This window comes from Jiangella endophytica (genome assembly GCF_003427025.1).
Lineage (GTDB): Bacteria > Actinomycetota > Actinomycetes > Jiangellales > Jiangellaceae > Jiangella > Jiangella endophytica.
In genome coordinates, this window is record NZ_QVAI01000002.1 from 307978 (window position 1) to 323902 (window position 15925).

The window sequence follows — 15925 nt, forward strand, 5'->3', positions numbered from 1 at the left end:
TCAGCGGGGGGACTGGTGGTCGACCACTACGAGCATCCGTCGAGCGTCGCCCTCATCGGGCGCATCGACCGGCGTGGACGGCTGGAGTGGGTCCTCCCCAAGGGGCATGTCGAAGCAGGTGAAACGCCCGAGGAAGCTGCGGTGCGGGAGGTATCAGAGGAAACTGGTCTGCAGTCGAGAGTCGTGACCCCGGTCGGCGACATCGACTACTGGTTCGTGGCGGACAATCGGAGGATCCACAAGACGGTGCACCACTTTCTCCTCGAGGCCACCGGTGGGAGTCTGAGCACCGACGACGTGGAGGTGAGCGAAGTGGCGTGGGTGCCACTGGACGAGCTGGCCGGCCGGATGCGGTACGCGTCCGAACGGCGGCTCGCGCGGCGGCTGCGCGAGCTGCTCCCGGCATCGCCCGGCGACACCCCGGAGGCCACCGTCTCCGAGACCGGCGGCGCCCGGAAGGACGGGTCATGAGGCTGGGCGGCCTCAGAGCACTCGCCGCGCTCTCCGCACCCGCCGCCGTCGTCGCCGTGGGGCTGCTGGCCCCGGGCACGGCCGCGGCCGACGAGACCGCGCCCGACACCGCCGACGTCGGCGCCGAGAGCACGCTGACCGGCGTCACACCTGGCGTCCTCACTCCCGAGTCCGAGGACCTCACGCTCACGGGCACGGTCCAGAACACCGGCGACGAGCCTCTCACAAGCGTGCGGGCCCTCATCCGGCTCAGCGGCAACCGCGTCGAGTCGCGGGCCGAGATCCGCGAGATCGGCGCCGACGAGGACCTCTACTGGGGATCCCGGCCCGGCGACGGCGTCGCCATCGTGGCCGACACCCTCGAGCCGGGCCAGGGCGAGACGTTCTCGGTCACCATCTCCAGCGACCAGCTGGGCTTCGACTCCTCAGGCGTCTACGTGGTCGGCGTCGACATCATGGCCACGCCGTCCGAGGGCGAGCGCGGGCGCGTCAGCACGTCCCGCACCGTCATCCCGTGGATCGAGAGCCCCGACCAGCTCCCGGCCGTGCCCGTCGCGGTGCTCTGGCCGCTCGCCGCGCAGCCGTCGCTGCTGCCCGACGGCACGCTGACCGACGAGTCGCTGGCCGAGGACCTCGGCGCCGACCAACCGTTGTCCACCGTCGTCGAGACCGGTGCCGATGCGCCCGTCACCTGGGCCGTCGACCCCGACCTGCTCGACACCGTGCGAACCCTGGCCGAGGGCTACCAGATCACGTCGCCCGAAGGCGCCATCGAGGGCACGCAGGCCAACACCGACGCCGCCGCTGCCTGGGAGCAGCAGTTCGAGCAGGCCACCCAGGACCACGACGTCTGGATGCTGCCCTACGCGCTGCCCGACGTCGGCGCCCTCCAGGAGCACGACCCGCCGCTGGCCGACACGCTGGGCCGGCAGTCGCTGGCCGTCAGTGAGGCCGAGGCCGCAGACCTGCCACAGGCGACGCCCGGCGTCGCCTGGCTCGACGGCGGCTCCGTCACCGACGAGGTCCTGACGACGCTGGCCGACGGCGGCGCCCAGACCGTCGTCGTGCCGTCCGGGGCGGTCGAGCCCACCGACTCCGACGACCACGGCAGCGACGCCCTCGGCGAGGTCACCGTCGGCGACCACACGCTGAACGTCGTCGCCGCCGACGCCGGGCTGAGCTCGGCCATCTCCGACGCCGTCGGCGCCGACGACCCCAACGCCGGCGCCGCCGACCTGCAGCAGCGCTGGATCGCCGAGACCGCCATGGTCGCGCTCGCCGCCGCCGAGGACGACACCGAGCCACCGCTCCTGGTCGCGGCACCGCCGCTGCGCTGGCGGCCGGCCGACCCGATCCCGCAGAGCCTCGTCGGCGCCTGGACGACCACCACGTGGATCGAGCCGGTCGGGCTCACCGGCCGCGTCGGCACCGAGCGGGCGCCGGAGGTTTCGCCGACGCCGTCCGAGGGCACGACCATGCTGCCCGAAGCCAACGTCGCCGCGGCAGCCCGGTTGCGCGACGACGCCACTCAGTACGCCACGCTGCTGGCCGACCCCGAGGACGTGACCCCAGCGCTCGACAAGGCCACTCTTCGATCGGCCTCCACCGGCTGGCGCGACGACCCCGACACCGGCGTCTCCTACGCCCGGGGCATCGCCGACGGCCTCACCCGGCGCATCGAGAAGGTCAGCATCACCGTGCCCGAATCGGTCACGCTGTCCAGCCGAACCGGCTCCTTCCCGCTGACCGTCACCAACGAGCTGACCGAGGCCGTCGACGTCCGGCTCGAGGTGCGCTCCGAGAACCCCGACCGGCTGCGCGTCTCCGAGGTCGAGACGCAGGAGATGGGCCCGGGCGAGCAGAAGCTGGTCGAGGTGACGGCGCAGGCCGCCACCAACGGCCGGGTGCCGATCGAGGTGCAGCTCACCACCAACGACGGCCGGCCCATCGGCAACCCGGTGGCCACCGTCGTCAACGCCACCGAGTACGGCACCGTCGGCTGGGTCATCGTGGGCGGCGCCGGCGCGCTGTTCCTCGCCGCGATCGTCCGCCGGACGATGCGCAGCCGCCGGCCGCGCCGGCGCCGCCGTCGCGGCACCGAGCCGCCCGACCCCGCCACTCAGAGCATCTTCGACCATCTCCCCGCGGAGGCGAGGCCGACCCAGGAGGCGGCGCGGTGACGGCCACTCAAGAGCCGCCCCGCAGCTCCGGCCTGCTGGGCTCCAGCGCCATCATGGCCGCCGGGACGGTCGTCTCGCGGCTCACCGGCTTCGCCCGCGCCGCCGTCATCGCGGCGGCCATCGGCCTGACCGCGGCCACGGCCGACGTGTTCAACGTGCCGAACGTGCTGCCGAACATGATCTACATCCTGGTCGGCGGCGGGGTGCTGAACTCCGTCCTCGTCCCGGTGCTGGTGCGGGCCATCAAGAACGATGCCGACGGCGGCCAGGCGTTCTCGCAGCGGCTGTTCAGCCTGGCCGTGGCGGTGCTCGGGCTCGCGACGCTGCTGGCGGTGCTGGCCGCGCCCTGGCTGATGCAGTTGATCGTCGACGACCGCTATCTCGATCCGGACATGCGGCCGTACTTCGACAACATGGTCATGTTCGCCCGGTTCTGTCTGCCGCAGATCTTCTTCTACGGGCTGTACGTGCTCATCGGCCAGATGCTCAACGCCAAGGGCCGGTTCGGCCCGATGATGTGGTCGCCGATCCTCAACAACATCGTGGCCATCGCGGTGTTCGGGGTGTTCCTCTTCGTTTACGGCACGCAGGGGTTCCAGCCGTTCACCACGACGCAGACGCTGCTGCTGGGCCTGGGCTCCACGATCGGTGTGCTGGCGCAGGCGGTCGTGCTGATCCCGGTGCTGCGGCGCACCGGCTTCTCGCTGCGATTCCGCACCGACTGGCGTGGCCAAGGGCTCGGCGAGTCGGTGCGGCTGGGCCTGTGGACCGTCGCCTTCGTCGTGGTCAACCAGCTCGCCTACCTGGTGGTCGTGAAGGTCGCGTCCGGCGCCAGCAGCGTCAGCGCGGGCGAGGCCGGCGCCGGCTACTCGGTGTACGCGAACGCCATGCTGATCATGATGGTGCCGCACTCCATCATCACGGTGTCGCTGGCCACGGCGCTGCTGCCGCGGCTGTCCGACCTCGCCGCCGACGGCAACCTCGACGACGTCCGAGAGAAGCTGGTCTCGGCACTGCGCATGTGCCTGGCGGTGATCATCCCGCTCGGCGCGCTGATGGCGGCGCTGGCGTTCCCGCTGACCGCGTTGATCTTCGACTACGGATCCGCGGGCGGGCAGACCGGACGGCTGGCGCTGACGCTGATCCTGCTGATGCCGGGACTGGTCGGGTTCACCGTCCACTACCTCGTACTGCGCGGCTTCTACGCGCTACAGGACACCAAGACGCCGTTCTACACGCAGATCTGGGTGTCCGCGGTCATCATGATCGGTGCCGTCGCGGTCGCCGTCGCCGCGCCGGGCCCTCAGTACGTCACCATGGCGCTGGCCGCCGGCTACAGCCTCGCTTACCTCGTCGGCGCCACCGTCGGGGCTGTCCGGCTGCAGCACCGCATCGGCGCGCTCGGCAGCGGCCAACTGGTCCAGCACGTCATCCGGCTGCTCATCCACTCGGCCATCGCCGCCGGGCTGGCCTGGCTGGTGTGGCGCGGCTGGACCGGCCTGGGCATCAGCGACGCGCTGCCGGCTCTGCTCGCGCGGGCACTCGAGCTGCTCATCGGCGGGACCGTGGGCGTCGTGACGTTCATCGGCCTGGCCTACGCGTTCCGGGTCCCCGAGATCCGCAGCGCCGTCGCGATGGTGCTGAACCGGCTGCGCGGCGGCGGCCGGCCGTCGACCGCCGTCGACCCCGGCGACCTGCTCGAGGACACCGCCGAGTACCACATCCCGGTCGAGACCGGCACGCTCAGCATCTTCCGCCGTCCCGTCGACCCCGACATGACGTCGGAGTTCTTCCTCGACGAGACCCTGCCCGGCGTGCCGAGCTTCTTCGACACCCACGCCGGCGGCTACCGCGACCGCGCGGGCGTGGGCGGCGCGGCCGCCGTCGGCCTCGACGCGGCCCGCGAGGGCGCGCGGGTGGTCCAGCCGCTGCCCGGCACCCGGCCGGGAACGCCGCCGGGGCCGCCACCCGGTCCGCGTACGCCCGCCCCTGGGCAGCGGCGCACGGTCGCCGGGCGGTACCGGTTCGAGCGGCTGCTGCAGGACGCCGACGGCATCCAGTCCTGGCAGGCGGTCGACGACGTCCTGCGGCGGGCGGTGTTCGTCCAGGCCATCGCGCTGGACGACCTGCGCGCCCCCGGGTTCGCCACCGCGGCGCGGGTGTCGTCCACCGTCTCCGACCCGCGGTTCCTGCGCGTCCTCGACGTCGGCAGCGACGACGATGTCGCCTACGTCGTGCGTGAATGGACGCCGGGACAGAGCCTGGCCGCACTGCTGGCGCACGCCGGTGCGTTCCACCCGGAGCAGGCTGCCGCCGTCGGGCGCGAGGTCGCCGAGGCCATGGCCACCGCGCACGCCCAGGGGCTGGCGCACCGCCACCTCGACCCCACGCTGGTGTTCGTCACGGCCGACGGCTCGGTGAAGATCGCCGGCCTGGAGACGGAGTACGCACTGCGCGGGCCGGCCCAGACACCGTGTGCGCCCACCGACCCGTCCCACCCGCACCCGTCCGAGCTGGACGCCATCGGCATCGGCGGCGTGCTCTACTCCGCGCTGACCGCGCGTTGGCCCATCGGCACGCCCGGCGGGCTGCCGCCGGCGCCGCTCATCGACGGCCGGCTCGCCTCGCCCCGCCAGGTCCGCCCCGGCGTGCCGCGGCAGCTCGACGCCGTCACCGACCGCGCCATCGGCCACGCCCGCCGACACCATGCCACGCCGCTGGTCACCCCGCTGGAGGTCGCGACCGAACTGGCCAACGGCGCGCGCAACCACCAACGTGCCGTCGTCGCCGACGAAGCCGTCGTCGCGGCGCCGCCCGCGCTGCTGGACGAGCCCGGTCCGCCGCCGCCCAGCCGCGTCGAGCAGCTGCGGGAACGGCGCAAGTCCGGCCGCACCGCCCGGTTGCTCGGCGTCATGGCGGCGATGCTGCTGCTGGTGGGCTCCACGCTGGTGGGCCTGCAGCTGCTGCTCGGCGCCATCGACGACGCCGGCGACGACGACTCCTCCTCGACCTCCACACCCGGCGTCTCCGAGACCACCCCGGCCGGCGAGACCCCGGCCGCCGAACCGACGCCCATCGCGGCCGCCGGCGCGACCGACTACGACCCCGCCGGGAACGACGAGGAGAACCCGAGCGACGTCGGCAACGTCATCGACGGCGACCCCGACAGCACGTGGACCACGGTCAACTACTACGACCCGCTCGAGGACCAGAAGGCCGGCGTCGGCGTCTACCTCGACCTGGGACAGGCGGTGTCCGTGCGCGAGGTCCGGCTGGCCCTGATCAACGCCGGTGCGACCTTCGAGCTTCGGGTCGCACCCGACGATGCCACGCAGGCGCCCGGCGATCTCGACGGCTGGACCACCATCGACACCGTCGAGGACACTGAGCAGAATGTCACCCGCACACTTGACGAGGCCGTGAGCACTCGGTATCTCCTCGTGTGGTTCACTCAGTTGCCTCTTGCCGACGATGGCAACTACCGGAGCGGAATAGCCGAAGCGGAGGTGCTCGGGTGACGCAGTCCGCGCCCGGTCCCCGGGTGCCCGACGAGGAACTGCTGCGCCAGCACGTCGACGGCGATCCCGAAGCGTTCGGCGAGCTGGTCAGGCGCCACCAGGACCGCATGTGGGCGGTGGCCCTGCGCACCCTCGGCGACCCGCACGACGCCGCCGACGCGCTGCAGGACGCCATGATCAACGCGTTCCGGCGGGCCGCGTCGTTCCGGTCCGAGTCGGCGGTGACCACCTGGCTGCACCGCATCGTCGTCAACGCCTGCCTCGACCGCGTCCGGCACGCCGCCGCGCGACCCGCCGACCCCGTGGCCTTCGACGGCACCGAGATCCCCGGGGTCGCGCCCGCCACGGAGCCGTCCAGCGACCCCGCCGAGCGGACCGCCCTGCGGGTCGACCTCGAGCAGGCGCTCGCCTCGCTCCCCGCCGATCAGCGGCTGCCGCTGATCCTCGTCGACGTCGAGGGCTTCCCGGTCGCCGAGGCGGCCGAGCTGCTCGGCCTCCCGGTCGGCACCATCAAGAGCCGCTGTGCCCGGGCCCGCGCCAAGCTGGTCCCTCTGCTGGCCCCCGGCCGGCTGAGTACCACGGGCAACGCGACGGGGAACCAAGGCGCCGGTGGCGACGTCCCATTTGAGACGCCGCGTGGAACAGGAGGTGAGCATCGGTGACCGCTACCGGGGCCCATCCGCCTACCCACCTGCTGGCTGAACTCGCCGAAGGCGTCCTCGACGACGCCCAGGCGCGCGAGGTCCAGGCCCACGTCGATCAGTGCCTCACCTGCCGGGCCACCCTCGACGATCTCGCCCAGGTCACGGTCGCGCTGCGCGGCCTGCCCGCCGAGTTGCCGGTGCCCGAGTTCGTGGCCGCGCGCATCTCGCATGCGCTGGCGGCCGAGCGCGCATCCGGCGCCGACGGTGCTGTTCCCGTGGCCGACGCCGAGGGCGGCACCGTCGCCTGGTTCCGGCGCCGGCTGCCCCAGGGCATCGCCGCCGCCGCGAGCGTCGCCGTCCTCGGCCTGGCCGGCTACGTCGCCGTCGATGGCGGCGGCGGCGACGACTCCAGCGCCGGTGACGCCGCGGCCGCCGGTGCTCAGGAGGCCGGCGCCAGCGACACCGGCACCGGGTTCGGCTCGTCCTCGGACGGCTCCCGGATCGGACCCCCGAGCGCGCCGATGTACGACGCCGACCCCTCGGACACCCCGACTGCCAACGCGGAGCAGGCGACGCCCATCGACCCCACCCGGCTGACCGCCGCCGTCGAAGACGTCGTCCAGGGCAGCGCGAAACCCGCCGGGACGGACACCTGCGGCGACCCCCTCGCCGAGGAACTGGGCCTGCCGGTGCTCGGCACCACCATGGTCGGCGCCGGTGTGCTCGTGGTCCTCGAAGACGCCACCACCTACGACGGATGGCTGATCAACACCTGCGGCTCGACGTCCAACGAGTCGATGGGACCGCAGGTCGAGGTCCCGAAGAGCGAGTGAACGACGCGCCGGGAATGCCGACCGCCTAGGATCCGTTGGGGCAGATGAACCAACGCGACGCTAGGGAAGGCACAGGCGTGACCGACATCCGTGACCTGATCATCATCGGTTCCGGGCCGGCCGGATACACGGCCGCTGTGTACGCTGCCCGGGCGCGGCTCGAGCCGCTGCTCATCGAGGGCGAGGTCAGCTGGGGCGGCGCCCTGATGAACACCACCGAGGTCGAGAACTACCCCGGTTTCCGCGACGGCATCCTGGGCCCCGCTCTGATGGAGGAGATGCGCGCCCAGGCCGAGCGGTTCGGGGCGCAGATCCTCACCCGCGACGTCGTCGAGGCCGACCTCACCGGCACGGTGAAGTCGGTCACCGACAGCGAGGGCAACGTCCACCGCGCCCGCGCCGTCATCGTCGCCACCGGTTCGCGCTACCGCGAGATCGGGCTGACGAACGAGAAGCGGCTCTCCGGACACGGTGTCTCGTGGTGCGCCACCTGTGACGGCTTCTTCTTCCGCGACCAGGACATCGCCGTCGTCGGTGGTGGCGACTCCGCCATGGAGGAGGCCACGTTCCTCACGCGGTTCGCGCGGAAGGTCTACGTGATCCACCGCCGCGACTCCCTGCGCGCGTCGAAGGTCATGCAGGAGCGGGCCCTCGGCAACGACAAGATCGAGTTCGTGTGGAACACCGAGGTGGTCGACGTCCTCGGCGACGAGAAGGTGGCCGGCCTGCGGCTGCGCGACACCGTCACCGGCGCCGAGCGTGAGCTGGCCGTCACCGGCCTGTTCATCGCCATCGGCCACGACCCCCGGTCGGAGCTGTTCAAGGGTCAGCTTCGTCTCGACGACGAGGGCTACGTGCTGGTCGACGCCCCCACCACGAAGACCGAGCTGGCCGGCGTCTTCGCCGCCGGCGACGTCGTCGACCACATCTACCGTCAGGCCATCACGGCAGCCGGCACCGGTTGCCAGGCCGCCCTCGACGCCGAGCGGTACCTCGCCGACCTCGAGGCCGCCGACCACGCCGCCAAGCCCGAGCTCGCCGTCCGCTGACGCCGGGTTCCGTCACCAGAGAAACGCCCACCATCGAGGAGTCACACATGGGCAACATCCAGCACGTCACCACCGCCGACTTCGACGCGAAGGTCCTGCAGAGCGACAAGCCCGTTCTCGTCGACTTCTGGGCCGAGTGGTGCGGGCCGTGCCGCATGATCGCCCCGGTCCTGGAGGAGATCGCCGCCTCGCAGGACAAGCTCGAGATCGTCAAGCTCAACGTCGACGAGAACCCGGAGATCGCGGCCAGCTACCGCATCACCTCGATCCCGGCCCTCAACGTCTACTCCGGCGGTCAGGTCGTCAAGCAGATCGTCGGCGCCAAGCCGAAGGCCGCTCTGCTCAACGACCTCTCCGACTACGTCGGCTGACGCCCTCGCGGCGACCACGCGGCAGCACCCGGCGCCCGCCGGCGGACCCACGGTCCGCCCGGCGGGCGTCGTCGTGTTTCCTTGGCCGCCGGTCAGGCCCGGCCCCGTCGGCGCGACCGGCCCAGTCGCCATCCGGCCCTGCTTCGTGGCGTTCTGTTCGCGACGCGGCGTTCACCGCTGGTCCGGCACGGCCGTCGCGCGCACCTCTCTCGCTTCCCTCGGCCCGCCTGCCGCGCTTCGTCCTCGCGGATGTGGCGACGTCACCGTGGTGGTCGGCTCGCCCATCCCGGCCTTTTCGCCGCTTTCGATGAGCGAGCCCGTATGAGGCTCTGCACTCCGGTTCGCGGTCGGGTTGCGCGCTGGTTCGCCGGAGCCCGCGGCGTTCACCCGGGGCCGCACGTCGGCAGTCCGCTGCCGCCCCTTCACTGAGTAGCCGGGGAGACGGGCCAGCACGAGGCGTCCTGCTGCATCACGAGGCACGCATGCCTGATGGAGCGGGAGAACGCCTGGCGTCGTACGCGATCCCGAGCACACCGCCGCCCCGCCACCCACGCGTCCGCTCCACGCGAGGCCGACGCGACGCCGACGGCGAGCCCGCGCGTCGCCCACGGCTTGCCACCGTTGCGCCAACCCGGGCCGTCGAGCACCTCTCTCCGGTCCGGCGCAGGAGCCGCCGGGGCCGATCCCCCCGGCGCCCGGCGATCGGCCCCGGCGCCGCCCGCCCAAGGCCGACGCGACCCTTCACAACGCGGCTGAGCGACCCCGTCAGCTCACCAGAAATGATCACGGCCGCCAGAACGCCACATCGGCCGAATGCCGCCCGCCCTCATCCATCCGGACGAAAAATCAATCGGACATAACCGTCACAATCGCCGTAAAAACACGTTGTATGGCGTACTAGTTTGCTCCGGACCTCTTGCCCCTGGGACCGAAACCGACATTGAATGGCGTATCCGCAGAAACGAACCGCTCCGTTTGCCGAGCGCCGAGTTCTCCCGGATCATCTCGTCACGGAAGTCCTTGCTCGGACACCTACCGTGTCAGTGACCGGGGCTCTGGGACGTCAGGCGAGAGGTGTACATGGAATACAGAGACGATTTGGTGAACGCCGAGAACGCCGCCGTCGAGGCCTACACCTCGATGGCGGTTCGGCAGACCAAGCTGCTGCTGCTCGGCATCGGCACGATGATCGCCTCGATCGTGGGCATCATCCTGGCCGCGCTGGCGACGCTCGCTGACCTGGCGGGCGTGGCCAGTCTCCATGCGGCCTTCCTTCCGGTGGCGGTCATCGGCCTCGCCTGTGGCGGGGTCGACTTCATCGCCCGGCGCCGGGACAACGACTACGTCGCGGGATGGGCGACGGTCGTGGGCCAGGGCGCGCTCACGGCGGCCGGCGCCATTGCGCTACTCGGTTGGTTCTCAGCGGACCTCTGGGTGTTCGGAGTGGGCCTGGTCATCGGAATTGTAACCAGTTCGATCTTGGTCAAGTATCCCGAATGGGAAACCGAGGCGGAAAGGCTCGAACGGTTTGTCCGAGTTCCCGATGACGGTGAGGACGATTTCTTCTGACCGTCGTCCGTTCGGATGACCCCCTGATCGACCCTCGAGCACCTCTGCCGGCCGACACCCCGGAGTCGGCCGGCCGCGTCGTTCCCGGCGCACCCCGCCGCTGATCCCGTCCCACAGCCCGTTCGCACAGAACCTCGCCCTTCCCAGTCACAAACCGGCCATCCCGCGCACCTTCTCAAGGGACAGGCACCTCGACAGGAAGGGCAGGCATGCGCGAATCCGCCCTCCGCCTCAGTCTCTTGCGCGGTCCCGGCCCCGACGACGACGGCCCGTCCGCCTTGGCGCACGCCGTCCAGGCGACCGAGGACGCCGCACTGCATCTGCGTGCGCTCGCCGACTCCGCGACCGAGCGCGAGCGGCGCCGGCTCACCGACGACCAGCAGGCCATCGCCCGCGAGTCCCGGCGCCGGCAGGCCCGCTCGCACGCCTCGCTGCTGGCCGCCGCCGACCGCGTCCGCCTCGACATCACCGAACTGCTCGGCCGCGGCCCCGGCTATGCCCACGAGGGCTGGGAGTCGCCGCTCTGGGCCGAGCCGTACGACCAGCCGGTCGACGTCACCCAAGTGGTGCGCACCGCCACGCTGGGGCTCGCGTCGCCCAGCAACATCGTCGAGCTGCCGTTCGTGCTGCCCGCGCTGGGTGGCAACGTCGTCATCACGCACGCATCCGCCGGCCGCGCACCGGCGCACAACCTCGCCCAGGCGTTCGCCGCCCGCGCGCTCGCGTCGGCGCTGCCCGGCTCCCTGCGGCTGCACCTGCTCGACCCCGGCGGGCTCGGCCAGAACCTCGGCATCCTCAGCCGGCTGCCCGAGCCGCTGGTCGCCGGCGGCGTCCGAGCCACCCACGAAGAGGTCTCGGCCGAGCTGCGGGCGCTGCGCGAGCACGTCCATCGGCTCAACAGCCAGGTGCTGCTCGGCGACGACGACTCCCTGGTCACGCGGTGGCACGAAGGCACCGCACAGGGCATCCCGTGCTCCCTGGTGCTGGCCGCCGGCCTGGGTCCCCACCTCACCGCCGACGACGCCCAGCAGCTCTGGTCGTTGGCGCGGACGGGCAACCGCTGCGGCGTCGCGGTGGTCGCCGTCATCGACACCGGGCGCGATCTCCCGCAGGCCGTCGTGCTGGCCGACCTGCTCGAGAACGCCGAGCACCTGCACGTCGACCACGAGGGCGGCGCCACCTGGGCGTCGTCACCGCCGGCCCTGCTGCACAACGCGCGCGTGCGCTGCCCCAACCCGCCCGGCTCGGCCCAGCACCGGTTCCTCACCACCATCCTGGCGCCGGCCGTCCGCCGCGGCGTCAACCGGCCGGTCGTGCTCAGCGACCTGCTGGCCGCGGAGCGTCCTGGTGCCGGCGCCACCCACACCCGCATCGCCGCCACCGTGGGCCAGGCCGCCGACGGCTCGGCCATCGAGCTCGCGGTCGGCGACGACGAGGGCGTGGCCATCGGCGGCATCGTCGTCGGACCGTCCGGCTCGGGCAAAACCACCCTGCTGCACGCGTTCATCCACGCGCTGGTCCATCGCCATCCACCGGAGGAACTCGAGCTCTACCTGCTCGACATGAAGGCCGGCGTCGAGTTCGCCGAGTACGCGCCCCGGCCGGGCCGGCCCGCGCTGCCGCACGTGCGCGCCGTCGGCATCGAGGCCGACGCCACGTTCGCGCTCGGAGTGCTGCAGCACCTCGCCACCGTCGACGCCCAGCGCAAGCAGCTGTTCAAGCAGGCCTCCGCCGACTCCGGCCGCGAGATCAAGAACATCGCGCAGTACCGCCAGGTCACCGGCGAGGTGCTCCCGCGCGTGCTGTTCATCGCCGACGAGTTCCAGCTCATGCTCGCCGGACCCACCGAGGACGCCGCCTGGGACACCCTCGACGTCCTGGTCAAACAGGGCCGCAGCCAGGGCGTCCACGTGCTGCTGGCCACCCAGAGCCTCAACTCCGTCGGCTCCGGCCGGGCCGCCCAGAAGGCCTCGGTCTTCGACCAGCTCGAGCTGCGGGTCGGGCTGCGGTGCAAGCCCGACGAGCTCAGCCTGCTGCTCGACCGCGCCGTCCGCGACCGCCTCGACACCGGCCGCCGCGGCTCCGGCGTGCTCAACCAGGCGCGCGGCGACAAGGACGCCGACCAGCTGTTCCAGGCCGGACTCCTCGACACCGACGACCGCCGCCGCATCCGCGACTCCGTCGTCGCCCGTTTCGGCACCGACCCACGCATCCGGGTCAGTCGCGGCACCGGCGGCGTCGAACTCGCCGACGCCGCGCCGGTGCTGACGTCCTCGCCCCAGCCCACCGTCTACGTCGGTGCCCCGGTCGGCGTCTCACCGCCGCTGGTGGGCGTCTCGGCCCGCTCCGGCGACGGCCGTGGCCTGCTGCTCGCCGGCCGCGACGAAGCGCACGCCGTCGGCGCCGTCAGCGCCATGCTGGCCGGCCTCGCCCTGCAGCCCGCGTGCGACAACGCCGGTTTCGTCGTCGTCGACCTGCTGCCCGAGCGCATTCCCGGACGGCGCCCGCTCGACCACGTGGTCGACTGGCTCGGCGACCGCGTCGTCACCCTCGACGAGGCCGGGCTCGACCGCCTGCCCGAGGTCGCCACGCGCCCGGCCGGCCCGGTGTTCGTCGCGGTCCTCGGGCTGCAGTACTCCAGTGTCGAGGCGCCGCTGTACACCGACGAGCCACATCCGCTCGGCTGGCTGTGCGGCACCGGCCCGTCGCTCTCGGTGTTCCCGCTCATCTGGCTCGACACCCCCGACCGACAGCGCAAGCTCGGCCAGCACGGCGAGCGGCTGCAGTTGCGTGCCGACGCCGGCAGCGACCTCATCGACAGCACCTCGTTCCTCCGCGTCCGGCCGCCGTTCGCCGCCTCCCGCGGCCGGCTCTGGTTCCACGACCTCGCGGGCGACGCCGACCCCGTCCTGCTCGATCCGCTCCAGGTCGGCGCCTCGCTCCCCGAACCGCGCCGGGTCGAGCCTCCTGACCTGGCGGCGCCGGAGCCACGATCCGGAGCCACCCCATGACCGCCGACCTCGAGTTCGGGGCCACCGACGACCCCGGCACCAAGCCACCCTCGCGCCCACCCGTGCGTACCCCGGCGATGCGCGCCTACTGCGCCACGCTCGCCCGCTTCACCTCGTCCGTCCAGAGCACCGAGCAACTGCTCCGCAACGACGACGCCGGCACCCGCGAAGACACCGAGCAGCGCGAACAGACCGCCGCCATCCGGCTGCGCGGCATCGACCGCGCCGGCACCGCCGCCACCGACGGTCTCGCCCACTGCGCCGCCGTCCGATCCGAGCACGGCCTGCCCGCGCACGTCACCGAACCTGATCGGCCCCCCGCCGCAGGCGCGTCAGCCGATCTCCCGCAGTTCCACACGCCCGACGACGCTCCCTTCGGCGATCCCTCCCGTCACGCCGACCTCGACGCACCCCGCGACGACACCGGCCACTTCTCCGGCGACGACCCTGGGCGCGGCACTCTCGGCGGCGTGGCCGTCCGTGCGCCGCACGGCGTGCCGGCCGCGGGCCGGCCGGGTTCCGCCGTCCGGGCCGGCCCCGGGTCGTCCGGCTCCGGGTCGTCCGGCGCCGCCACCGCCGTCCGGGCCGAGCCCGCCCCCCTGCGCACTCCTGCCGCCCGACTCGACGACCCCGCGCCCGGCCTCGACCGCCTGCGTCGCACCGGCGGCGCCGACCTCGGTGTCGCCCTGACCGCACTCGGCCGACGGCGCGACGAGCTCAAGCTGGCCGAGACCGACTTCGCCGCCTGGCTCGACGCGCACGACGAGCGATCCCGGCGCGTCACGCTCGGGGCCGTCGTGGGTGCGGGGCTGTGCGGAGCCGCTGTCATGGCCGTCGCCGGCAGCCGCCTGGCGGCGGCCGCGGCGTTCGCCCTGCTGATCGTCTGCACGCTGGCCGTCGTCGCGGTCGGGCTGGGCGTGGCCGCTGCCCGGCGGCTCCCCCGCGTGTGCCGGGGCGCCGGGCTCTCGCGGCGGCCCGACGCATCCGCGCTGGCCCGATACGGCACGCGCATCGGTGGTGCCGCGCTCCTCGCGCTCACTGCGGCCAACATCGCGGCCGGCGCCCTATGAATTGCCACCAGGTGTCACATTCACCACCCCAGAACGACTTACAGAAGTAGACGGCCCACCTGATCCCGGCAAGTGCGGCCACAGACCGAGAAGGGCAGCATCCATGCCGAGCATCAAGGAATCGGGCGAGATCCTCATCGACGTCTCCGCGGGCCTGACCCGCGGCGGCGACGAGACCTCGCGCGGCCTCACCGAGTTGGAGCAGAAGGCCAACGCGGCCATCGAGGCGCTGCGCGACCTGCGGGCGCCAGCCGAAGAGGCGAAGGCGGCGGCCGAGCGGTTGCGCGCGCGGGCCGAGAACGCGCGGTCGAAGTTCGAGGAGCTCGAACGCGCGGCCTCGGTCACCGAGGACGGCGCGCGCCTCCTCCAGTCCGCCTGCGACGATCTTCAGCGCGGCGACGCCGACCTCGCCGGCGTGTTCGAGCCGCAGATCCGGCCCATCGCGGTGCAGGTCAACCAGTTCACCGAGACCCTTCGCCAGAGCGCCGTCCGCCTCGAACGCGCCGTCGACGGCGTCGCCGAGGGCGCACAGCAGATCGGCCAGAGCACCGACCAGCTGCTCGACCACGGCGAGCAGATCACCAAGGGTGCCGGCCAGGTCACGTCCAACCTCGAACAGGTCAAGAAGCGGCTCGCCCAGATCATCCCGGCCGCCGCTCGTGCCGTCCGCGACCGCGGCCGCGAGGCCGTCCACGTCGCTCGGAGGTAGGTATGTCCCGCAACGCTCTCGCCGGGACCGGGGACGAGATCCGCCTGCTGAGCGAGTCGCGCGACGCCCTTCGAGCGGCCGTCGATGCGGCGAATCGTGGTCGCGCTGCCACCGAGGCCGACCTGAAGGCCGTGTGCGTCCGGCTCACCGCGAAGACCCGCCAGGCCCTCCCCCACGACAAGGACATCCACGAGCGCATCACCACCGCCATCGAGTCCTCCTTCGCCACGGCGCTTCGGTCCCTGAACGCCCACTGGGACGAGATCGTCAAACTCCTCACGGACGCCAGCGAACGGGTCAGCGACGCGTTACAGGCGGAGAAGCTGGCGCAGCGCCAGCGCGAGTCGGAGGCCATCCAGGCGAGCCGAGCACACGCCAGATAGTGAAGCGGGCCGCTTCCCGCACGCCTCGGCCGCCCTCGACGCGCTGGGTGTGTCTCCCAGGTCTCGGCGGTAGTGAGTGGCGTCCGGGTCCATGCCTCGCGGGGCCGAGCAGGGTGT

General features: G+C 72.5%; 12 protein-coding genes. All 12 read left to right on the top strand.

The annotated features are described in order from the left end of the window. Positions 1-15: 15 nt before the first annotated feature. The 12 genes from DZA62_RS05785 to DZA62_RS05840 all read left to right on the top strand — a co-directional run bounded on the left by DZA62_RS05785 (position 16) and on the right by DZA62_RS05840 (position 15808). Positions 16-471 carry an NUDIX hydrolase gene (locus tag DZA62_RS05785; RefSeq protein ID WP_232827273.1) on the top strand — a complete coding sequence of 152 codons (456 nt, stop codon included), beginning with the start codon at positions 16-18 and terminating at the stop codon, positions 469-471. Next, the gene (locus DZA62_RS05790; RefSeq protein ID WP_116947836.1) at positions 468-2651 is read left to right on the top strand and encodes a DUF6049 family protein; all 2184 of its coding nucleotides are present in this window, start codon (positions 468-470) and stop codon (positions 2649-2651) included. The genes DZA62_RS05785 and DZA62_RS05790 overlap by 4 nt, the downstream gene beginning before the upstream one ends. Further along, positions 2648-6169: a murein biosynthesis integral membrane protein MurJ gene (gene murJ / locus DZA62_RS05795; protein ID WP_116947837.1), complete on the top strand. Its 3522-nt coding sequence runs from the start codon at positions 2648-2650 to the stop codon at positions 6167-6169. Before DZA62_RS05790 ends, murJ begins: the two co-directional genes overlap by 4 nt. Further along, on the top strand, positions 6166-6831 hold the full coding sequence (sigM, locus tag DZA62_RS05800) for an RNA polymerase sigma factor SigM (RefSeq protein ID WP_116947838.1): 666 nt from the start codon (positions 6166-6168) through the stop codon (positions 6829-6831). The genes murJ and sigM overlap by 4 nt, the downstream gene beginning before the upstream one ends. Next, a complete protein-coding gene (locus DZA62_RS05805; protein WP_116947839.1) occupies positions 6828-7646 on the top strand; it encodes a zf-HC2 domain-containing protein in 819 nt (272 codons plus the stop codon). The genes sigM and DZA62_RS05805 overlap by 4 nt, the downstream gene beginning before the upstream one ends. A gap of 77 nt (positions 7647-7723) precedes the next feature. Further along, positions 7724-8695 (top strand): thioredoxin-disulfide reductase, encoded by a 972-nt coding sequence (gene trxB / locus DZA62_RS05810; protein WP_116947840.1) that lies wholly within the window; start codon positions 7724-7726, stop codon positions 8693-8695. Positions 8696-8742: 47 nt separating this feature from the next. Further along, entirely contained in the window at positions 8743-9066 is a 324-nt protein-coding gene (gene trxA / locus DZA62_RS05815) for a thioredoxin (RefSeq protein WP_116947841.1), read from the top strand. A 1080-nt stretch (positions 9067-10146) separates the two neighbouring features. Further along, entirely contained in the window at positions 10147-10635 is a 489-nt protein-coding gene (locus DZA62_RS05820; protein WP_157987503.1) for a hypothetical protein, read from the top strand. A gap of 209 nt (positions 10636-10844) precedes the next feature. Next, a complete protein-coding gene (locus tag DZA62_RS05825; protein WP_116947843.1) occupies positions 10845-13646 on the top strand; it encodes an FtsK/SpoIIIE domain-containing protein in 2802 nt (933 codons plus the stop codon). Further along, positions 13643-14716 (top strand): hypothetical protein, encoded by a 1074-nt coding sequence (locus DZA62_RS05830; RefSeq protein ID WP_116947844.1) that lies wholly within the window; start codon positions 13643-13645, stop codon positions 14714-14716. The genes DZA62_RS05825 and DZA62_RS05830 overlap by 4 nt, the downstream gene beginning before the upstream one ends. A gap of 103 nt (positions 14717-14819) precedes the next feature. Next, positions 14820-15425: a hypothetical protein gene (locus tag DZA62_RS05835; RefSeq protein WP_116947845.1), complete on the top strand. Its 606-nt coding sequence runs from the start codon at positions 14820-14822 to the stop codon at positions 15423-15425. A gap of 2 nt (positions 15426-15427) precedes the next feature. Then, positions 15428-15808 (top strand): hypothetical protein, encoded by a 381-nt coding sequence (locus tag DZA62_RS05840; RefSeq protein WP_116947846.1) that lies wholly within the window; start codon positions 15428-15430, stop codon positions 15806-15808. Positions 15809-15925 lie beyond the last annotated feature (117 nt).